Here is an 18895-nt window from a genome sequence, read left to right as displayed (position 1 = left end):
GCATATGAGTTTGGAATTATGGCATTAGCCTTTTACGTTAATTTAACTTATACGTTTCTCTTCTCTGTTATAATTTGACTTCAGAACTTTTGTCCAGCTCTATTACAGTGAAACCTCTTCCATTTGCACTTTATAGGTGAGTGCAGCAGACCCCAATGCTTTTGCGGCCACTAATAGCGCTTTTTCATCGATATCAAATTTTGGATGATGATGAGGATAGGCAATGGTTACCCCTTCTGGTTTCGCTCCTGTAAAGAAGAAGGTGCCCTTCACATGCTGTAAGTAGTAGGCAAAATCTTCTCCGCCCATTTGTAGTTCGGCTTCTTCCACCGTTTGGACAGAAGGGACGCTTTTAACACAATCCACAAGGAAATCCGTTTCCTCCGCATGATTGACGACAGCAGGGTAGCCTCTGTTGTATTCGTAGGAATAGTCACAGTTAGCAGCAAGGCATGTTCCTTTTACAATTCGTTCAATTTCATGTTCGATAAAGGAGCGAACCTCTTCATTAAATGTTCTTACGGTTCCAACAAGCTTCGCTTTATCAGCGATTACATTGAAGGCATTCTCAGCAACAAAGGAGCCGACAGAGATAACGGCAGAATCAATTGGATTCACTCTTCGACTGACAATTTGCTGTAGATTAAGAACGAGTTGAGAGGCGATGACAACTGAATCTTTCGTTCTGTGTGGTTGTGCCCCATGTCCACCTTGACCCTGGATCTCGATTTCAAAGCGGTCTGCGGCAGCCATAATCGGACCGGTGCGGTATTGGATTTTTCCGGTCGGTTCACTTGCCCAAAGATGGGTTCCGAAAATAACATCAACTCCATCTAAACAACCGTCTTTAATCATGGAAATGGCTCCACCTGGTGCATACTCCTCCGCATGCTGATGAATCATTACATATGTACCTTCTAATTCATCTTTTAGCTCATGCAGTACTTTAGCAAGAACAAGTAGTGTAGCTGTATGTCCATCGTGACCACAGGCATGCATGACTCCGGGATTAAGAGATTTATACGGTACATCATTTTCTTCTTGAATTGGAAGGGCATCGAAATCGGCACGAAGGGCGATCGTTTGTCCTGGTTTGCCACCGTGAATTTTGGCAACAACGCCATTACCGCCAACATTTCCCCTTACTTCAATTCCTAAATTTTCATAAAAGCTTTTAATGTAGTTGGCTGTATTAACTTCTTGAAAAGATAGTTCTGGATTTTGATGTAAATAGCGTCTGATTGATACCATTTCGTCGTAATAGCCTTCTAGCTTTGAATATAACTTTTCGAGCATAATCAACACTCCTTATTATAAAAAGATTTAGTCTTTTTTGATAATTATAACAGAAGTTTGCTAAGAAGACTTATGATTTATTTTGAGACACGAAAAAAAGGAAGCGGTGTTTAACTTCCTTTTGAAATTCGCTATTTTTCAGCCAAGTGCTGGATGGCATACAGACCATTTTAAATGAAACAAAAAATGAGTGTCAAAAAGCTAAGCTACGATCATGCGTGTAAGAACTTCACACAAACCGGATCTGGTACAGTAATATCGGATTGTAGTAGCGTTAGTTTACCTGTGTCTGGATTTCTTGAGAACAGCACCAAATTGCTTGATTCCTGATTGGAAGCAACGATAAAATTCTCTGACGGATCAATGGCAAAATCCCTTGGCCAGTTTCCTTCTGTAGCAATGTGCTCGACAAAAGTGAGCGTGCTCTTCGTTTCGTCAACTTTGAAAATTGCGATGCTATTATGACCACGATTGCCCGCATAAACAAATTGTCCGTCAGAGGAAATATGAATGGCGCTTCCTTGGTTATTTTCATGAAAGTCTCTAGGGAGAGTTGAAATGTATTGAACTTCATTAAAACTACCATCATGTTCATTATAACCAAGGACAATAACTTCCGAGCTAAATTCTGTCATCACATAGGCATATTTTTGATTTGGATGAAAGACAATGTGGCGAGGACCACTTCCAGCTTTTACAGATAGCTGATTTTTCTCTTGTAAGACTCCGTTTGAAACTTCATATGTATAAATTTTATCGCTTCCCAATTCCACTGCAATTACATATTTTTCATCTGGAGTAAAAGCAGAATAATGGGTGTGTGGTTTTTCCTGACGAGGGTCTGGCCCTGAACCATGGTGCTTCACAATTGAAGAGGCAGGAAGTAGTGTTCCGTCGTCATTGACTAAGTAGGAATCGATCGTTCCTTTGTGATAATTGGCAGAAAAGACGTTTTTATTTTTCTTACCTACACTCACGTGACATGGAGGTGCACCATCTGCTAATACTCTATTTAAGTGGGTGAGATCGCCTGTATGGTGATCAAGAGAGAAGGCTGTAACTCCACCAGCAGCTCCATCTTTTACAACTGAGTATACATACTGATTATCACTACTTACAGTTAAATAAGTTGGATTTTCCAACTCAGCTGCTAGCCGTACATCTGTGATTTTTTCCAGAACTGTATCCAAGGTAAATGAATAAATTCCTTTACTATCCCCTTTTGTATAAGTACCAATAAAACCAGTATATTTTGTCATTATAAATTCCTCCATCGCCTTATTAATCGCATTCATATCTTTTCCTTATACGTTCATAACATACTGCTGTAACCACCATCAGTGTACTAAAACATCAATGATACGTACAGTAATTTGTATTATCCATATTGTCAAGGGAGTGGAGCATTTATGAGCCTTCCAAAAGCTTTACCCTATGTAAAGAAATCGGGGCCTAAAAAACTAAGGCCCCGACATTTCGTTTTAAATTAAAAACATGGCAACAATTGTTGTCACGAAAAGACCGATTGTTACAGGTAATAGGTTTCTTCTAGCTAGTTCAAATGGATCAACATTACAGATTGCAGCGGCGGGAATTAATGCCCAAGGTATAAGAGTGCCTCCGCCAACCCAAATTGCGGCAATTTGCCCAAGAGCAGTTAAGGTTGCAGCTCCAGCACCGATCGAATGGGCAAATAGAGTGGCGATTGATCCAGCCAGTGATATTCCTGAAAAGCCGGAACCATCTAAGCCGGTAATCGCTCCAACAATCGTTAATGTAATGGCCCCAATTTCTTTGCTCAAAGGAACAACGGCTGCCAGCGCAATCCCTAAATCATTCACAATGCCTTGTGAATGGTCTGGCAAGTATTCCCCAACGATGCTGTAAAAACCCGCGTCGCCTAAGTAGAAAAAAGCAGCAATAGGGATGACAGGGACGAAAACTTTAAAGCCAAATTGAAACCCTTCAATTAGAAATGCTGTTGTTTTTTCTAACCCCTTTTTTTTATGACTAGCTAGTGTAATGATTAACAGAATCAATATCGCAGTTCCACCAACGAGAGCTGTTGCATCCCCACCAGTCAGATCAAGGACAACCATGGCTAAGACGTCTAAAAGAAATAGCAGCGGTACCAAAATGGCGAAAAAGCGTTTTTGAGTAATGGTTAGTAAGCTTTCTTTTTTATTTTGAGGGTCCGTTTTTGAAAAAACGGTGTTCTTGTCGATGCTTAATTTTCCACGCTCCATATCCCTTTTTAAGAAAAGAAAGGCAGCGATAGTGGTTGTCAGTCCCATGACCACGACTAGTGGGATACTCGCTTGAATCACTTCATTAACAGGCAACCCAGCTGCATCTGCTGTTAGCTTTGGCGCAGCTTGAATGATAAAGTCACCTGATAAGGCGATCCCATGGCCAAATAAATTCATAGCCATAGCTACACCTAAAGCGGGAAGTCCCACTCTTAAAGCTACTGGGAGAAGTACGGCACCTAAAAGGGCAACTGCCGGAGAGGGCCAAAAAAACCAAGAAATTATCATCATTAAAATCCCGATTGTCCAATAAGCTAGTGCCGGGGTTCGAATCAATTTAGCAAAAGGTGAGATCATTACGTCATTAATTCCTGTTGAGGTTAAGGTCTTACTCATTGCAACAATAATGGAAATTACAAGAATAGTGGATAGAAGCTCTGTAATTGCATAAATGAAACTTGTAAAAATACTGCTTACAGAGGCGCTTAAAGAACCGGTTGCGGTTATTGCGATAAGAAAGATGCCGACAATACAAATGAAAGTTGTATCACGTCGCATGATCATAAAGCCAATGATGATAAATATGATCAAGACGTAAAGCCAATGTAGCGCTGTTAACTCAACGCCCATTTTCATTCCTCCTAAATTAGGTTAAAAGGGTATTTGCCCTATATGTGTTTACAGAATATGTTGGAAAAGAAAATGAGTGCGAGAGGCGGACAATGTGAAAAAGCTTCCTCCGTCTTGAGACGGAGAAAAAACCATCGATTGATTGTTTCTATTTATGAAAAAAATAGTAAACTATTAAACAAGTGAGATTATTTATTCAGGAGCAGAAAATGGACAGAATAAATTACTCTCTATGGAACTAGAAAGAAAGGGGAATTTTGTGAAGCAGAAATCCATTAATCAAACTTTATTTGCATTATTTTTGCTGGCTTTAGGAATTGTTCTCCTGCTAATAAATATAGGTGTCATTTCCTTGGAAATGAAAGAACTATTTGTCGTTTTATATCCCTTTTTCCTTTTGGGGATTGGATTGAGCTTGTTTATTAGCAATTTATTGAGGAAGGAAAGAAAAAAATACACTTTCAGCCTATTGTTACTGTTATTTTCCTGTCTATTAATTTTGGACAGATTTGAGGTCATTGTTTTTAAATTTGCAGATGTTTGGAAGCTATGGCCGATATTGATTATCCTGCTGGCCCTCTCACTCTTATTCAAAAAAAGCAAATGGCAGATTGATATTGATTTTTCTACAAAAAAACCTGCGTTCAGCGACAGTGATCAGGATGAGAAAAAGATAGTTAGCGGCTTGATTGGTGAAGTCAGTTATAATGATAGCAATTGGGCGCTGGAGCCGATGGTGCTAAACAATTCAATTGGTGACTATTTTTTGGATTTAAGCAAAGCTTTCATCCCGGAGAGAGAAACCCCAATAATAATCAACGGGAGTATCGCGGATATAAAAATGATAATTCCTGAAAATATTCCTGTAAACATTACTGCTAATTCAAAAATAGGGGATGTGCGAATTTTTGATATAAAGGGAAATACATTGAATAGAACCGTCTTTTATAAGACTCAAGGTTATGATGAAGCGACGAGAAAATTAAAAATAACCATTAACGTTAAGATAGGTTCAATTCGAATCGATAAGGTATAGGAGCGAAAATTTTGAAAAAATTAAATAGCATCCGATATTGGTTTTTACAAAACTATTTGATGATGGCCTTTATCAGCACGTTAATTCTGTTTATTGGCTTTCAGCTATTATTGGTTAATCGTTCAATAACGCTAACAATTGAGAATACCTTTTGGTTTTCTATGATTGCCTTCATTGTGTTTTTATTTGTGGGCGCTTATTTTGGCTATCGGTCAAGCTCTCTTTTAAAGGGGAGGTTAACGGATCTCCTCCTGTATGTTTCCTCTTTGCGAAGTGGCAATTTACCCGGGCGCATTGAAGTAAATGATAACGATGAAATCGGAATGATTTCAGAGGAATTAAATCAACTTGCTGAGTTTATCGAGGAGCAAAAGCATTCGCTGCAAAGATTGGCTGATACAAAAACCTCTTTAGCGCAATCGGCACATGCTGCAGTGGTGATGGAGGAAAGACAAAGACTGGCCCGTGATCTTCATGATGTCGTCAGTCAGCAGCTTTTTGCTTTAAGTATGATGTCTTCAGCAACATTGCGCTTATTTGAAATTGATCATGAAAAAGCGAAGGAACAGTTAGAAGAAATCTCAAAAATTGCTGCACATGCGCAAGGTGAGATGAGGGCATTGCTTCTCCATTTACGCCCGATTCAATTAAGTGATGATCGTCTGTGTGACGGGGTCATTAAGCTTATTCAAGATTTAAAAGGGAAAACGAATATAGAATTTCAAGCGAGTATTGATGAAATTGTTCATATATCGAAAGCGGCAGAAGAGCATTTGTTTCGCATTATTCAGGAGGCTTTATCAAATGTTCTACGTCATGCTGAAGCGTCAAAAATCAGTATTTCATTGACGGAGGAAGAGCGTTATATTTATTTGTTTATCTCTGATAATGGAAAAGGTTTTAATCCGACAATTGAAAGGGTTGCCTCTTACGGTTTAAAAACGATGCGGGAAAGATGTGAAGAGGTAGGAGGAGTTTTCAATATTCGTTCTAAAGAGAGAGAAGGAACATATATCGATATTCGCATACCAACTACTAGGGGGGAATAACAAATGATTAAAGTAGCCGTCGTTGATGATCATGAAATGGTTAGAAAAGGAATTATCTCCTATTTAGTTACAGAGCCAGAAATTGACGTCGTGGGTGAAGCGAAAAGTGGAAATGAAGCGATAAAGCTGGTGCTTGAAAAAAGGCCTGAAGTTGTATTGATGGATTTATTAATGGAGGATGGCAATGGGATAGAGGCTACAAGGGAAATCTTGCAGCATGAGCCGAATTGCAAAATTATTATTATCACTAGTTTTTATGATGATGAACAAGTTTTCCCGGCAATAGAGGCGGGGGCATTCAGTTACATGCTAAAAACGGCGACTGCTGATGAGGTCGTAAGGGCGATCCGAAAGGCAGTAGCAGGAGAGCCTATTATTGAGCCAAAGGTTGCGAACCGGATGATGAATCGATTGCGGAAACAGGAGAAAAAACCTCATCATGATTTAACTGAAAGAGAGCTTGAGGTTCTGATGTGTATTGGCGAAGGGATGAATAATCAAGAAATTAGCGCCGAGCTTTTCATTGGGATAAAAACGGTGAAAACGCATGTAAGCAATATTTTAAGCAAGCTGGATGTTGCTGATCGTACACAGGCCGCAGTTTATGCCAATCGTAATGGAGTGATAAAAACAAATAAGCACTAGGTAAATTAGGACATTGAAGCATGGTTTCATTAAGTGCATTCAATGTCCTAAATTGTTTTTCAAATAAATGAAGCTTATAATATATCCGTTGTATATTCTACTATTGTCGTAAACGAGGCTAGTCAAATGCAAGCATTTTTTAATCTATTAAAATACTTAAAACCATATCTTTTCTTTGCTGTTATTGGCCCCCTTTTTATGTGCATCGAGGTGGCGATGGATCTATTACAACCAATGATCATGCAGCATATTATCGATAATGGAATCGCTGAACAGAATCACTCTTATGTGTTTAAAATGAGTCTGCTTATGCTGGTTGTAGCGGTAATCGGTTTAATTGGCGGGCTTGGCTGTTCGATTTATAGTACAAAAGCCGCTGTCAATTTTGCCACAGATATTCGTCAAGATCTTTTTAAGAAGATGGAACAGTTTTCTGCTAGAGATAAGGATCACTTTGGTACTGGAAAGCTGATCACAATTGCGACGAATGACGTGACGTCTGTTCAAGCAGCGACGATGATGACATTAAGAATTCTTGTAAGAAGTCCTCTCTTATTTATTGGAAGTGTTGTTATCGTATATGTTTCAGCAAGAGAGTTTTTTTCGATTTTACTCATATTAATCCCAATACTGGCACTTGTTAATTGGTATTTTATGAAGCGGGCTGGGACGCTTTTTCGTAAAGTTCAGGAAGCTGTTGATAAAATAAATACGAAGTTGCAGGAGAATCTCGCGGGCATTCGCGTAATCAAAGCATTCGGGAGACAGAATTATGAGAAAAAGAGTTTTTCTCGTATTAATGATGAACTGACGAAAATGAATTTGTCAGCCAGTCAAATGATGATGGGGCTTATGCCGGTTATGCTGTTTCTTATTAATATTGGAATTGTTGCTGCTCTTTGGCTTGGTGTCATTAAAGTTGATGAAGGAACAAGCAATGTAGGGGTTATTCTTGCTTTTATCAACTATTTGACGATTACTTTGAATGCGCTTATAGGCAGCAGCCATGTCCTGATGTCTATCTCGAGAGCCGTACCTTCAGCAGAACGAATCAAAGACGTACTTGATGTAGAGTTGGAAATTTCAAATTACGAAAATAATGCTCCTTCAACCATTAAAGGCGCTATTGAATTTCGGGATGTCAAATTTAGCTACAGTAAAAATGGTGAATATGTCCTTCGAAACATTTCCTTTCAGGTAAAAGCCGGCGAGAAAGTGGGGATTATTGGAACGATTGGCAGTGGTAAATCAACTTTAGTGAAATTATTGCCTCGTCTATATGACGTTGATTCAGGAGACATTTTCATTGATGGGAAAAACATAAAAGATTATTCCCTTGAGCAGTTGCGAAAAGCAATTGGGTTTATCCCGCAAAGAGCAACTCTTTTCTCTGGGACAATATTGGAAAATTTACAGTACGGCAAAGAGGATGCGGATCTTAAAGAGATTGCTGACGCATCAAAATCTGCCAATGCTTCGGAATTTATAGAAAAACTGGATAAACGCTATGAGCAACCGTTAACACAAGGAGGGAATAATCTTTCCGGTGGTCAAAAACAGAGATTATCGATAGCGAGGGCATTAGTTCGAAAACCGCCGATTTTAATTTTGGACGATTCGACTTCAGCAGTTGACGCATTATCAGAGAAAAAGATTTTGCATGCGTTGAATACAAACTTTATGACAGCAACAACATTTATTATTTCTTCGAAAATATCCTCTATCATGAGCGCTGACCGAATTTTAGTTCTGGAGGATGGAAAAGTAGTCGGCAACGGCACACATCGTGAATTGCTGAAAGAAAATTCCGTATATCAGGAAATTTATTATACACAGGGTGGAAAGGGGGATGGCTACCATGAAACAGCAAGCCACTAGTTTTTCCCCTAGAGGTCAGACAGGAACAAGAGGAAAAATGAGAGGGCCATTTGAAAAGGCAAAGGATAGTAAAGGGACTTTAAAGAGAATTTGGCAGTACATGAAGAATGAGAAGCTTTATCTTTTCTTTGTTATTGTTCTTGTTATTGCCACAACCTTATTAGGATTAGTTGGCCCATATATGATCGGAATCATTATTGATCAATATATTATTGCCAAAAATATTGCCGGAACAATCAAAATGGTAAGCATTCTAGCGATTGTTTACCTTGTTTTTTCGATATTTACGTGGCTTCAATCTTACTTCATGATCAATATCTCCCTGAAAACAATCCGAAAGTTAAGACAGGAGCTTTTTGAACAATTGCAAAGTTTGTCTTTAAGATTTTTTGATAAGAGAAGTCAAGGGGAGCTTATGAGTAGAGTCACCAACGATATCGACCAATTGAATAATGCTATAAGTCAGAGCGTTATTCAAATAATGTCCACCGTATTAACAGTGGTGGGCGTTATCATCGCGATGGTCTCTCTCAATTGGATGATGGCATTGATTACACTTTGTGTCATTCCGGTGATGTTTTTTTCAACCAAGAAAATGATTAAATATAGCAGTAGCAATTTTATTAAGAGACAGCGAGATTTAGGGGAGCTTAATGGAATTGTCGAAGAGTCGATTACAGGCCTTGAGGTCATTCAGCTTTTCGGAAAAGAAGATAATGTTTTTAAAAAGTTTTCTAGTGTTAATGAACGACTCAGACAATCCTCGGAAAAGGCTGAAATGGTGTCTGGTTTTTTAGGTCCGGTCAATAACTTTATTAACAATCTTGGACTCGTTTTTATCATCGCTTCAGGTGCTCTCTTAACATTGAATAATTTGGCCACGGTTGGCATTATTGCTGCGTTTGTAACATATTCCCGGCAATTTTTCCGTCCAATTAATCAAATGTCAAGTCTTCTCAATACTTTCCAAGCAGCTATTGCTGGCGCCGAGAGGGCATTTGAAATTTTGGATGAAGTTCCTGAAATAAAAGAAAATGAAGCTGCGATTCCAGTTCGAAGCTTTCGTGGCGATGTCCAGCTTTCACATGTTTATTTCGGATATTCAAAAGAACAATTAATTCTCAAAGATATTTCCATTCATGCCAAAGCAGGACAAACAATCGCTATTATCGGTCCAACGGGTTCAGGAAAAACAACAATTATAAACCTTCTGGCACGCTTTTATGATGCAGATGCTGGAAGTGTGATGATCGACGGACAAGATATTAAAGACTATCGCTTGAAGGATGTTCGTAAAAATATCGGTCTTGTCTTACAGGAAACATTTTTATTTTCAGGTACGATAATGGAAAATATTCGCTACGGCAATTTACAGGCGAGTGATGAAGAGGTTATTCTTGCTGCGAAAACAGCTTCTGCCCATCAATTTATTAAACATTTACCGAATCGCTACGAAACTCTCTTGTCTTCAGGAGGAAATAATTTAAGTCAAGGTCAAAAACAATTGATTGCGATCGCCCGGGCGATTTTAGCAGATGCCAGTATTTTAATTTTGGATGAAGCAACTTCCAGTATTGACACGAAAACAGAGATTGAGATTCAAACTGGCCTGGCAAATTTAATGAAGGGCAGGACAAGCTTTGTTATTGCCCATCGACTTAAAACAATTGAGAATGCCGATGTCATATTGGTGATACGGAATGGAGAGATTATAGAAAGAGGTTCGCATCAAAAGCTAATGGCAGAGAAGGGTTTTTATTATGAGTCGTATCGCAACCAATTTGAAGTGCTATAACGGTAAAAACGTCTATTTTTTGACAGTTCAATCACTAATGTATACAACAGTAGTAGAAAACGCTATATTAGAATGAGTATAAAATAGTCTATTCTCTTATTTTAGAATAGATAGTTTTGAAAGGTGGACTTCATTTCATGGTCAAAGAAATAAATGAAACATTTTTGAAAGCAGCAAGGGGAGAAAAAACGGACTATGTGCCTGTATGGTATATGAGACAAGCAGGTCGTTCACAGCCTGAATATAGGGCGATCAAGGAAAAGTATTCACTTTTTGAAATCACGCATCAACCAGAGCTTTGTGCCTATGTAACGAGGCTTCCGGTTGAGCAATATGATGTGGATGCCGCGATATTATATAAGGATATTATGACGCCGCTGCCTGCACTCGGAGTAGAGGTTGAAATTAAGTCAGGGATTGGCCCGGTTATTGCAAACCCGGTTCGTACTTTCGCTGATGTGGAGCAGCTTGGAGAAATTAATCCTGAAGCAGATGTTCCATATGTATTAAATACGATTAAACTTTTGACGGAAGAGCAGCTTTCCGTACCATTAATTGGCTTTGCCGGTGCACCATTTACATTAGCAAGCTATATGATCGAAGGGGGACCTTCGAAAAATTATAATAAAACGAAAGCCTTTATGTATTCTCAGCCGGATGCATGGTTTGCTTTAATGGACAAACTTGGGAGTACTACGATTACATATGTAAAATCACAGATAAGGGCAGGAGCAAAAGCAATACAAATTTTTGATTCTTGGGTTGGAGCATTGAATGTGGCAGATTACCGTACCTTTATCAAGCCTATCATGACACGCATTTTTTCAGAACTTCGCTCAGAGAATGTTCCGCTAATTATGTTCGGTGTTGGAGCAAGTCATCTTGCTCTTGAATGGCACGATTTACCGTTGGATGTTGTTGGCTTGGATTGGCGTTTACCGATTGAAGAGGCTCGCATGAAGGGAATCACGAAAACAGTTCAAGGAAATTTAGATCCGGCAATCCTTCTTGCACCTTGGGAAGTGATTGAGGAAAGAGCAAAGGCAATTTTGGATCAAGGAATGAAGCAGCAAGGGTTTATCTTTAATCTTGGGCATGGGGTATTCCCGCAAGTGAATCCAGAAACATTAAAGAAGCTAACTACTTTTATACATGAGTATTCAGCCAGCAAATTACACAAATAGATAGGTATAAAAGTTGATATTTCAATATAATTTTTGGCAAGATAATGGCTTAGAGACGTAAACATGAGGTGAATAGAAAAAAATGACAAAAAAACAAATGGGTCTGCTTGTAATGGCATACGGAACCCCATATAAAGAAGAAGATATTGAGCGCTATTATACGCATATTCGCCATGGACGAAGACCATCAGATGAGATGTTGTTAGATTTAAAAGGACGCTATGAAGCGATTGGAGGATTATCTCCATTAGCACAGACAACAAATGATCAGGCAGCAGCGCTTCAACAACACTTAAATAAAATTCAGGATGAAGTAGAATTTAAGCTGTATATCGGTTTAAAGCATATCGAGCCTTTCATTGAGGACGCTGTGAAGCAAATGCATGAGGATGGTATAACAGAGGCATTAAGTATTGTTTTGGCCCCTCATTTCTCAACTTTCAGCATCAAGTCCTATAATGGACGTGCCAAGGAAGAGGCAGAGAAACTAGGCGGTCTCACGATTCAATCAGTAGATAGCTGGTACAAGGAGCCAAAATTCATTCAATTTTGGATCGAAAAGGTGAAAGCAGCTTTTCACAGCATGACAGAGGATGAGCGAAATAATGCAGCTTTAATCGTTTCCGCTCACAGCTTACCAGAAAAAATTCTGCAACTTGGTGATCCTTATCCGAACCAGCTTCAGGAAACAGCAGATTTAATCGCTGAAGGTGCTGGTGTAAAAAATTATTATGTAGGTTGGCAAAGTGCTGGGAATACTCCAGAGCCTTGGTTGGGACCTGATGTTCAAGATCTAACGAGGGAATTGTATGACGAACATCACTTCAAGGCATTTGTATATACACCAGTTGGGTTTGTAGCAGAGCATTTAGAAGTCCTGTACGATAATGACTATGAATGTAAGGTGATTACGGACGAGCTTGGAGTAAGCTACTATCGCCCAGAAATGCCAAATACAGATCCATTATTTATTGACGCAATGGCTTCAGCAGTGCTTAAGTTATTAAAATAAATGTCAGAGCAAATGATTCCGTTCTGACAGGGTGAAATGAGCTTGAACTCCTTGTGTTTCATCCTTTCAGAGCAATCTTTAAACATATAAAAACATGGAGCTCAACAATGTGACGAACACTATTTGACCATCAAAACAGTCACAATGATTGGCAAAAGAACTTTATTATGTGTCATTGATACAGCAAACTGAGTAATCTATCAAATGAAAAGAAGGCGATTTACTGTGTCAGAGAAAAAGAGAAGGGTTGTAATACTTGGGGGAGGTATTACGGGACTCACAACTGCTTTCTATTTACAGAAAGAAGCACGGGAGAAAAACCTACCACTAGAGATTATTTTAGTTGAAGCATCACATCGATTAGGTGGGAAGATTCAAACGGTCGTGAAAGATGGATATGTGATTGAAAGGGGTCCAGATTCATTTTTAGCACGAAAGAAAAGTGCTTCCAGACTTGCAGAGGAAGTAGGAATTGGGGATACACTCGTAAGCAACACTGCAGGAAAATCATATGTATTAGTGAAAGAACGGCTCCATCCAATGCCAGGTGGTTCCATTATGGGGATCCCAACGCAAATCGGACCATTTATTACAACTGGATTGTTTTCTCTAACAGGAAAAATGCGGGCAGCGGCCGATTTTGTTATGCCTAAATCTGATCCTGCACAAGATCAATCGCTTGGTTATTTTTTTAGACGCAGGCTAGGAGATGAAGTGGTGGAAAACTTAATTGAGCCATTATTGTCAGGGATTTATGCTGGTGATATTGATCAAATGAGTTTGATGTCCACTTTTCCACAGTTTTATGAGGTAGAACAGAAGTATCGAAGCCTTGTGTTAGGGATGAAAAAGGCGACGCCAGCTCCAAAGAAAAGCCCACAGTCAAAAGGCAGTAAGAAAGGAATGTTCTTAACTCCTAAAGCTGGTCTGCAAAGCTTTGTTGATGCGATTGAAGAGAGACTGGGGCCAGGAACGGTTTTAAAAGGGCAGAGGGTGGAAAAAGTAAAGAAAACCCAAACTGGTTATGAAATAAGCTTGAACAGCGGTGAGCTGTTATTAGCAGAAAGCATTGTCGCAACCGTACCACATCAAATATTACCGACAATATTTGCTGATTATCCATTTTTCAATGAATTTAAAAAGGTTCCGTCCACATCTGTGGCCAATGTCGCATTAGCATTTCCAAAGGAAGCAATTGCCAACGATATTGATGGTACTGGCTTCGTTGTTTCAAGAAATAGCGACTATACGATTACAGCCTGTACTTGGGGACATAAAAAATGGCCGCATTCTTGTCCAGATGATAAAGTATTGTTGCGTTGCTTTGTTGGTCGTGCAGGTGATGAAACGATAGTTGAGCTATCCGATGATGAGATTGTCAAAATTGTTCTTGAAGATATGAACAAAACGATGGACATTACAATGGAGCCTGAACTCGTTGTTGTATCGAGATGGAAAAACGCTATGCCTCAATATACTGTTGGGCATAAAGAGCGGCTTGCGAAAGTGACTGAACAAGTGAAGCAGCAACTACCTGGAGTCTTTATCGCCGGTGCTTCATTTGAAGGCTTAGGTCTTCCTGACTGCATTGATCAAGGAGAAGCCGCAGTCGAAAAAGTGTTGCAGTTTTTTAATTAGGCTTTGTTAAACGATATTGTTGCTCAAACAATTCTTTAGTTTTACACTTCGAGAAATCTTGTTTTCTCCTCATTCATGGAATTGCAATCAATCAACATTGACATTTTATAAAGCCTGCTATTGATTGGGCTCATCGAAGAAGTATTTATCTTTTCGAAAACAGAAAGACCAAATCCGCTGTAAAGGATTTGGTCTTTTTAAATAAGAGCAAATGTTCGTTTTTTGCTGCACCTAAATTAAAAATCGGGTATCCTCGATTTTCATATTATTAGTATAACAAATTTTTAAATAACAGTCTATATTTTATCTGAAAATTCTTTTATATTGGAGGAACCTGGCCAGGAACGAAAAGAGGAAGGTGACTCTTATGAAAGTATTTCATTGGGATTTAAACTTAAAGGTGCGATTGTTTGGAGAGGCGATCTTTAACCTTCATTTTTGGATGTATTTCCCTTTCATAGCACTCTATTTTAGTACGGAATTAGGAAATTCTACCGCAGGAATGCTAATGGCGATTCCTCCGCTTATCAGCTTATTTGGAAGTCTCGCGGGAGGGAGTCTTGCTGATCGTATAGGGAGAAGACATGTGATGCTAATGGGTTCATCTATTCAAGCATTGATGTTTGTCCTCTTTGCCCTATCTATGTCCCCTTGGCTTGATTACCTTGCCTTTATCGGTATTAGTTTTGGTGGCGCGATTTATCGTCCACCAAGTGCAGCGATGGTAGCGGATTTAGTTCCAGAAGCGGAGCGGCGTCAAGTCTTTGCAACTTTTACAACCGCAAAAAATATTGGGGCCGTTCTTGGACCAGCTCTTGGTGCGATATTTTTCTTTCATTATCGTCATGAGCTTTTATGGACATGCTCGCTTATATTAATTATCTATACGCTGGTGATTTATTTAATTGTTAAAGAAACAAAACATGATATTCATAGTAAATCAAAGCTTCGTCACGTAATGAAGGCGCAGTGGAGCGATTATCGGGAGATTTTTCGTGATAAAATATTCGCCATATACATTTTGGCAGGTGTTTTCGCAGTCGTGACGATCATGCAGTTGGATCTCTATTTGCCGATCTATGTAATTAATCATGTCCCCGCACAAGTGTTTATCGGTTGGAATCAATGGTCTCTTTTTTTGACGAGTGAAGAAATTTTTGGATGGATGCTGGGCTTGAACGGTCTCTTATTTGTTCTATTCGTTCTGCCTGTTACGAAATGGCTGAAAAACCGTGATGAAAGAGATATATTTATTCTCTCTTCCTTTTTATCGGGAACAGGGATGCTTGCATTAGGGATAAGTACAAATATTTGGTATTTATTTTTGGTGACGGTCGTTTTTACATTTGGGGAAATAGTCCGTTCACCGGTAATGGAGAGTTTTGTAAGCCGCTATGCTCCACGGGAGTCAGTTGGTAAATATATGGGAGCGGACAGTTTGCAATATACAATTGGCCGATTTCTTGCACCGATCACTTTATTTTTATCCGAATGGCTTGAACCCGTATGGATTTTAAGTATTTTGTTTGCCTCTTCTTTGTTTAGTATTTATCTCTATGCTCATTTATTCAAATTGTTTTCTGTTGACAAATCAACTGAGTAGGGTAAAATAGCAATTGTACTTACTGACTAATTTGGACATTTGGTCAAAAGAGGTGATGAAATGGTCGTTGATAGAAGGAAAATGATTGTTGATGCAGCAACTAATTCGTTTTCTCAATTTGGTTTTAAAGCAACAACGATGGATCAAGTTGCAAAAATTGCTAATGTTGGCAAGGGCACGATCTATACTTTCTTCAGTACAAAGGAAGAACTCTTTGACGAGATTACGAACAGTCTTATTAAGGAGATGAAAATAGCGGCCGAAGAGGCAATCGATGAAACATTGACTTTTCAAGAGAATGTCCACAGAGCTCTTTATCGCATCTTGGAGTTTCGTTTGGAACATCAGCTCACGATCAAGCTTTTTCAGGAAGGGAGAGAAATGCGTACCCCTGCTGCAATGGAAGTAATAGAACGCATTGAGAAGGCGATTTTAAATTTTATTAAGGATAAAATCGTGAAGGCCATCAATAAAGGTGAAATACAACGATGCGATCCGGAACTCACTTCTTTTGTTATGTTGAAGTTGTACGTTGCTCTTATTTTTGATTGGGAAAAAAACCATGAACCACTGTCAAAAGAAAAGATTGCTAAAGTGTTAGAGCAATACATTTTTGAAGGATTATCCAAATAGGTAATCCTTGATTTTTTTAAAGAAATGACCATATGAATAAAATGGTCAATTATTACGGAGGTTGGGGATGAGACATTTGATGAAGGCAGAATTAAGTTCTTTAGTAAAAAATAAAAAGCTGCTAATTCCTGTGATTGCGATATTATTTATTCCAATTCTTTATAGCGGGATGTTTTTGTGGGCTTTTTGGGACCCTTATGAGCATTTAGCAGATCTTCCTGTCGCGATTGTCAATGAAGATAGAGGGGCGAGTTATGGTGAGAAGGATTTAAATTTAGGGGATGAATTGGTAGATAAATTAAAGGATAGTGAAGAATTCAAGTTTGAATTTCTCGGAAAAAAAGAGGGTTATGAAGGTCTTGAAAAGCAAAACTATTATTTGCTTGTGGAAATACCAGAAAACTTTTCTGAAAATGCAACAACATTAATGGATAAAGAGCCGCAAAAGCTCGAATTAATTTATGTTCCAAATGAAAGCTATAACTTCCTTGCAGCCCAAATTGGTGGCACAGCTATTGAAAAAATAAAAGCTTCCATTTCAGATAAAATTACCGAAACTTATGCAGAAACTGTTTTCTCTAACATTGAGGATTTAGCATCCGGTCTCAATGAAGCGAGTGACGGTGCAGGAAAAATCAACGATGGCTCTGAACAATTGAAGGATGGTACGAATGAGCTGCATACTCATCTTGCTGAATTAGCAAGTAAAGCGATTACCTTTAATGAAGGGATGAAAAGCGCAAACTCAGGATCTAAGGATCTATCAACTGGAGTTCAATCTTTGAATGAAGGTTTGGGTGAATTGGAAAAAGGATTTTCCACATTAACAACAGCTTCACAAGAAATTTCCAAAGGGAATACTGAGCTTGCGAAAGGAATCTCTGAAGCAAAAGCCGGTATTGAAGAGATGGATCAGAAAATACCTGAGATGACAAAAGGTACAGCAGGTCTTGCTCAAGGGGCAGCACACCTGTCGAACTCTTTGGATACATGGCAGGCGGAAGCGAAAAATGTAAGCGGCGGAATGATGATGCTCAAGCAGCAGCTTGAAGGAGTATTATCTATGCTGGAGCCAGCTCAGCAAAAAGAATTAGAAGGGATTTTAAACTCTCTAACAGCAGGTACCTCAAAATTGGCTGAGGGGGCAGGACAAATCTCGCAAGGGGCAGATACCCTTTCAAGTAATTTGACTTTATTATCCGAGAAGCAAACACAGCTTGAAACAGGTGTCCACAGACTTGCTGAGGGGAGCAAAGCTCTCCATGAAGGTTCTAGGAAAATGGTTGAGGGTCAAAAACAATTTCAATCTGGAATGGGAACATTTGCACAAAAATTTTCAGAGGCAAAAGCGGGCGCAAACGAATTAGCGGGCGGTGCTTCTCTTTTATCAAGTGGATTAAATGAGTTGAGTGATGGAACGGATAAAATTACAATCGGTGCCGGTCAATTAGAGGAGGGGGCAAAAGAGTTAGCAGATGGTACGGTTGAACTTGCAGATGGAAGCAGTGAATTGGCCGATAAACTAGCTGATGGTGCAGAGGAAGCATCAACTGTCGAGGCTAATGATAAAACTTATCAGATGATGGCAGCCCCAGTTGATATTCAAGATGAAAAAATTAATGAAGTTCCAAACTATGGTACCGGCTTTGCGCCATATTTTATCTCACTCGGTTTATTCGTTGGAGCACTCTTGCTTTCCATTGTTTTTCCGCTAAGGCAGCCTGCTGCAGTTCCGAAAAACGCCTGGACCTGGTTCGCAAGTAAATTTGCGATCCTTTCAGGAATTGGCATTATTCAAGGTTTGATTGCAGCAGCGGTTTTAATGACTGCTCTAGGACTAGAAGTGAAAAACATACCATTATTTTTATTGTTTGTTGTTGTTACAAGCTTAACCTTTGTAGCGTTAATTCAATTTTTTGTAACGGCCTTTGGCGATCCGGGCAGATTTATTGCGATTTTAATTTTGATTTTCCAATTAACGACAAGTGCTGGAACTTTTCCATTAGAATTAATTCCGAGATTCCTGCAGCACTTTAATGCATTCCTGCCGATGACCTATACGGTCCAAGGCTTAAAAGCAGTTATTTCTAGCGGTGATTACGGATTTATGTGGCAAAATTTATTTGTTTTGATCGGGTTTATGTGTTTATTTATTATTGGAAGTCTATTTTACTTTAAACTTAAGCATAAACGTCAATTTGAAATACTTGTAAAAGAGTAAAAAAAGTGCCAGTTGTCAAATGACAA

14 protein-coding genes are annotated in these 18895 nt (G+C 39.0%); 11 read left to right on the top strand and 3 right to left on the bottom strand.

All coding sequences use genetic code 11. The annotated features are described in order from the left end of the window. Nucleotides 1-102: 102 nt before the first annotated feature. From FCJ93_RS09990 to FCJ93_RS09980, 3 genes are all read right to left on the bottom strand, one after another. Nucleotides 103-1296 (bottom strand): M20 family metallopeptidase, encoded by a 1194-nt coding sequence (locus FCJ93_RS09990; RefSeq protein ID WP_095309866.1) that lies wholly within the window; start codon nt 1294-1296, stop codon nt 103-105. Between the two features lie 212 nt (nt 1297-1508). Next, entirely contained in the window at nt 1509-2555 is a 1047-nt protein-coding gene (locus tag FCJ93_RS09985) for a lactonase family protein (RefSeq protein ID WP_095309868.1), read from the bottom strand. A gap of 222 nt (nt 2556-2777) precedes the next feature. Further along, a complete protein-coding gene (locus tag FCJ93_RS09980) occupies nt 2778-4175 on the bottom strand; it encodes a hypothetical protein (protein ID WP_095309870.1) in 1398 nt (465 codons plus the stop codon). Between the two features lie 232 nt (nt 4176-4407). Here FCJ93_RS09980 and liaF point away from each other — a divergent pair, with 232 nt between their 5' ends. The 11 genes from liaF to FCJ93_RS09925 all read left to right on the top strand — a co-directional run bounded on the left by liaF (nt 4408) and on the right by FCJ93_RS09925 (nt 18869). Continuing rightward, nucleotides 4408-5211, top strand: a complete 804-nt coding sequence (gene liaF / locus FCJ93_RS09975; protein ID WP_373315098.1) for a cell wall-active antibiotics response protein LiaF — start codon at nt 4408-4410, stop codon at nt 5209-5211. 11 nt (nt 5212-5222) lie between these two features. Then, nucleotides 5223-6260, top strand: a complete 1038-nt coding sequence (locus tag FCJ93_RS09970) for a sensor histidine kinase (protein ID WP_137743608.1) — start codon at nt 5223-5225, stop codon at nt 6258-6260. 3 nt (nt 6261-6263) lie between these two features. Next, complete coding sequence (locus FCJ93_RS09965; protein ID WP_095309875.1) at nt 6264-6905, top strand: response regulator; 642 nt, start codon at nt 6264-6266, stop codon at nt 6903-6905. A gap of 126 nt (nt 6906-7031) precedes the next feature. Then, the gene (locus FCJ93_RS09960; protein ID WP_137743607.1) at nt 7032-8783 is read left to right on the top strand and encodes an ABC transporter ATP-binding protein; all 1752 of its coding nucleotides are present in this window, start codon (nt 7032-7034) and stop codon (nt 8781-8783) included. Then, nucleotides 8764-10578 (top strand): ABC transporter ATP-binding protein, encoded by a 1815-nt coding sequence (locus FCJ93_RS09955; protein ID WP_095309879.1) that lies wholly within the window; start codon nt 8764-8766, stop codon nt 10576-10578. The genes FCJ93_RS09960 and FCJ93_RS09955 overlap by 20 nt, the downstream gene beginning before the upstream one ends. Before the next feature lie 137 nt (nt 10579-10715). Beyond that, nucleotides 10716-11762 carry a uroporphyrinogen decarboxylase gene (gene hemE / locus FCJ93_RS09950; protein WP_095309881.1) on the top strand — a complete coding sequence of 349 codons (1047 nt, stop codon included), beginning with the start codon at nt 10716-10718 and terminating at the stop codon, nt 11760-11762. Between the two features lie 82 nt (nt 11763-11844). Beyond that, nucleotides 11845-12774: a ferrochelatase gene (hemH, locus tag FCJ93_RS09945; protein ID WP_095309883.1), complete on the top strand. Its 930-nt coding sequence runs from the start codon at nt 11845-11847 to the stop codon at nt 12772-12774. Nucleotides 12775-12999: 225 nt separating this feature from the next. Further along, a complete protein-coding gene (gene hemY, locus FCJ93_RS09940; protein ID WP_137743606.1) occupies nt 13000-14412 on the top strand; it encodes a protoporphyrinogen oxidase in 1413 nt (470 codons plus the stop codon). 367 nt (nt 14413-14779) lie between these two features. Continuing rightward, a complete protein-coding gene (locus FCJ93_RS09935) occupies nt 14780-16015 on the top strand; it encodes an MDR family MFS transporter (protein ID WP_137743605.1) in 1236 nt (411 codons plus the stop codon). A 60-nt stretch (nt 16016-16075) separates the two neighbouring features. After that, nucleotides 16076-16648 carry a TetR/AcrR family transcriptional regulator gene (locus FCJ93_RS09930; RefSeq protein ID WP_095309889.1) on the top strand — a complete coding sequence of 191 codons (573 nt, stop codon included), beginning with the start codon at nt 16076-16078 and terminating at the stop codon, nt 16646-16648. Nucleotides 16649-16715: 67 nt separating this feature from the next. After that, on the top strand, nt 16716-18869 hold the full coding sequence (locus FCJ93_RS09925; protein WP_137743604.1) for a YhgE/Pip domain-containing protein: 2154 nt from the start codon (nt 16716-16718) through the stop codon (nt 18867-18869). Nucleotides 18870-18895: the final 26 nt, after the last annotated feature.

This window comes from Robertmurraya siralis (assembly GCF_005502275.1).
GTDB lineage: Bacteria > Bacillota > Bacilli > Bacillales > Cytobacillaceae > Robertmurraya > Robertmurraya siralis.
This window is presented reverse-complemented; position numbering and strand designations above follow the sequence as displayed.

Coding starts and splice junctions, on each gene's coding strand:
- FCJ93_RS09990 (WP_095309866.1), bottom strand. CDS start 1,296: ATGCTCGAAAAGTTATATTCAAAGCTAGAAGGCTATTACGACGAAATG.
- FCJ93_RS09985 (WP_095309868.1), bottom strand. CDS start 2,555: ATGACAAAATATACTGGTTTTATTGGTACTTATACAAAAGGGGATAGT.
- FCJ93_RS09980 (WP_095309870.1), bottom strand. CDS start 4,175: ATGGGCGTTGAGTTAACAGCGCTACATTGGCTTTACGTCTTGATCATA.
- liaF (WP_373315098.1), top strand. CDS start 4,408: ATGGAACTAGAAAGAAAGGGGAATTTTGTGAAGCAGAAATCCATTAAT.
- FCJ93_RS09965 (WP_095309875.1), top strand. CDS start 6,264: ATGATTAAAGTAGCCGTCGTTGATGATCATGAAATGGTTAGAAAAGGA.
- FCJ93_RS09960 (WP_137743607.1), top strand. CDS start 7,032: ATGCAAGCATTTTTTAATCTATTAAAATACTTAAAACCATATCTTTTC.
- FCJ93_RS09955 (WP_095309879.1), top strand. CDS start 8,764: ATGAAACAGCAAGCCACTAGTTTTTCCCCTAGAGGTCAGACAGGAACA.
- hemE (WP_095309881.1), top strand. CDS start 10,716: ATGGTCAAAGAAATAAATGAAACATTTTTGAAAGCAGCAAGGGGAGAA.
- hemH (WP_095309883.1), top strand. CDS start 11,845: ATGACAAAAAAACAAATGGGTCTGCTTGTAATGGCATACGGAACCCCA.
- FCJ93_RS09935 (WP_137743605.1), top strand. CDS start 14,780: ATGAAAGTATTTCATTGGGATTTAAACTTAAAGGTGCGATTGTTTGGA.
- FCJ93_RS09930 (WP_095309889.1), top strand. CDS start 16,076: ATGGTCGTTGATAGAAGGAAAATGATTGTTGATGCAGCAACTAATTCG.
- FCJ93_RS09925 (WP_137743604.1), top strand. CDS start 16,716: ATGAGACATTTGATGAAGGCAGAATTAAGTTCTTTAGTAAAAAATAAA.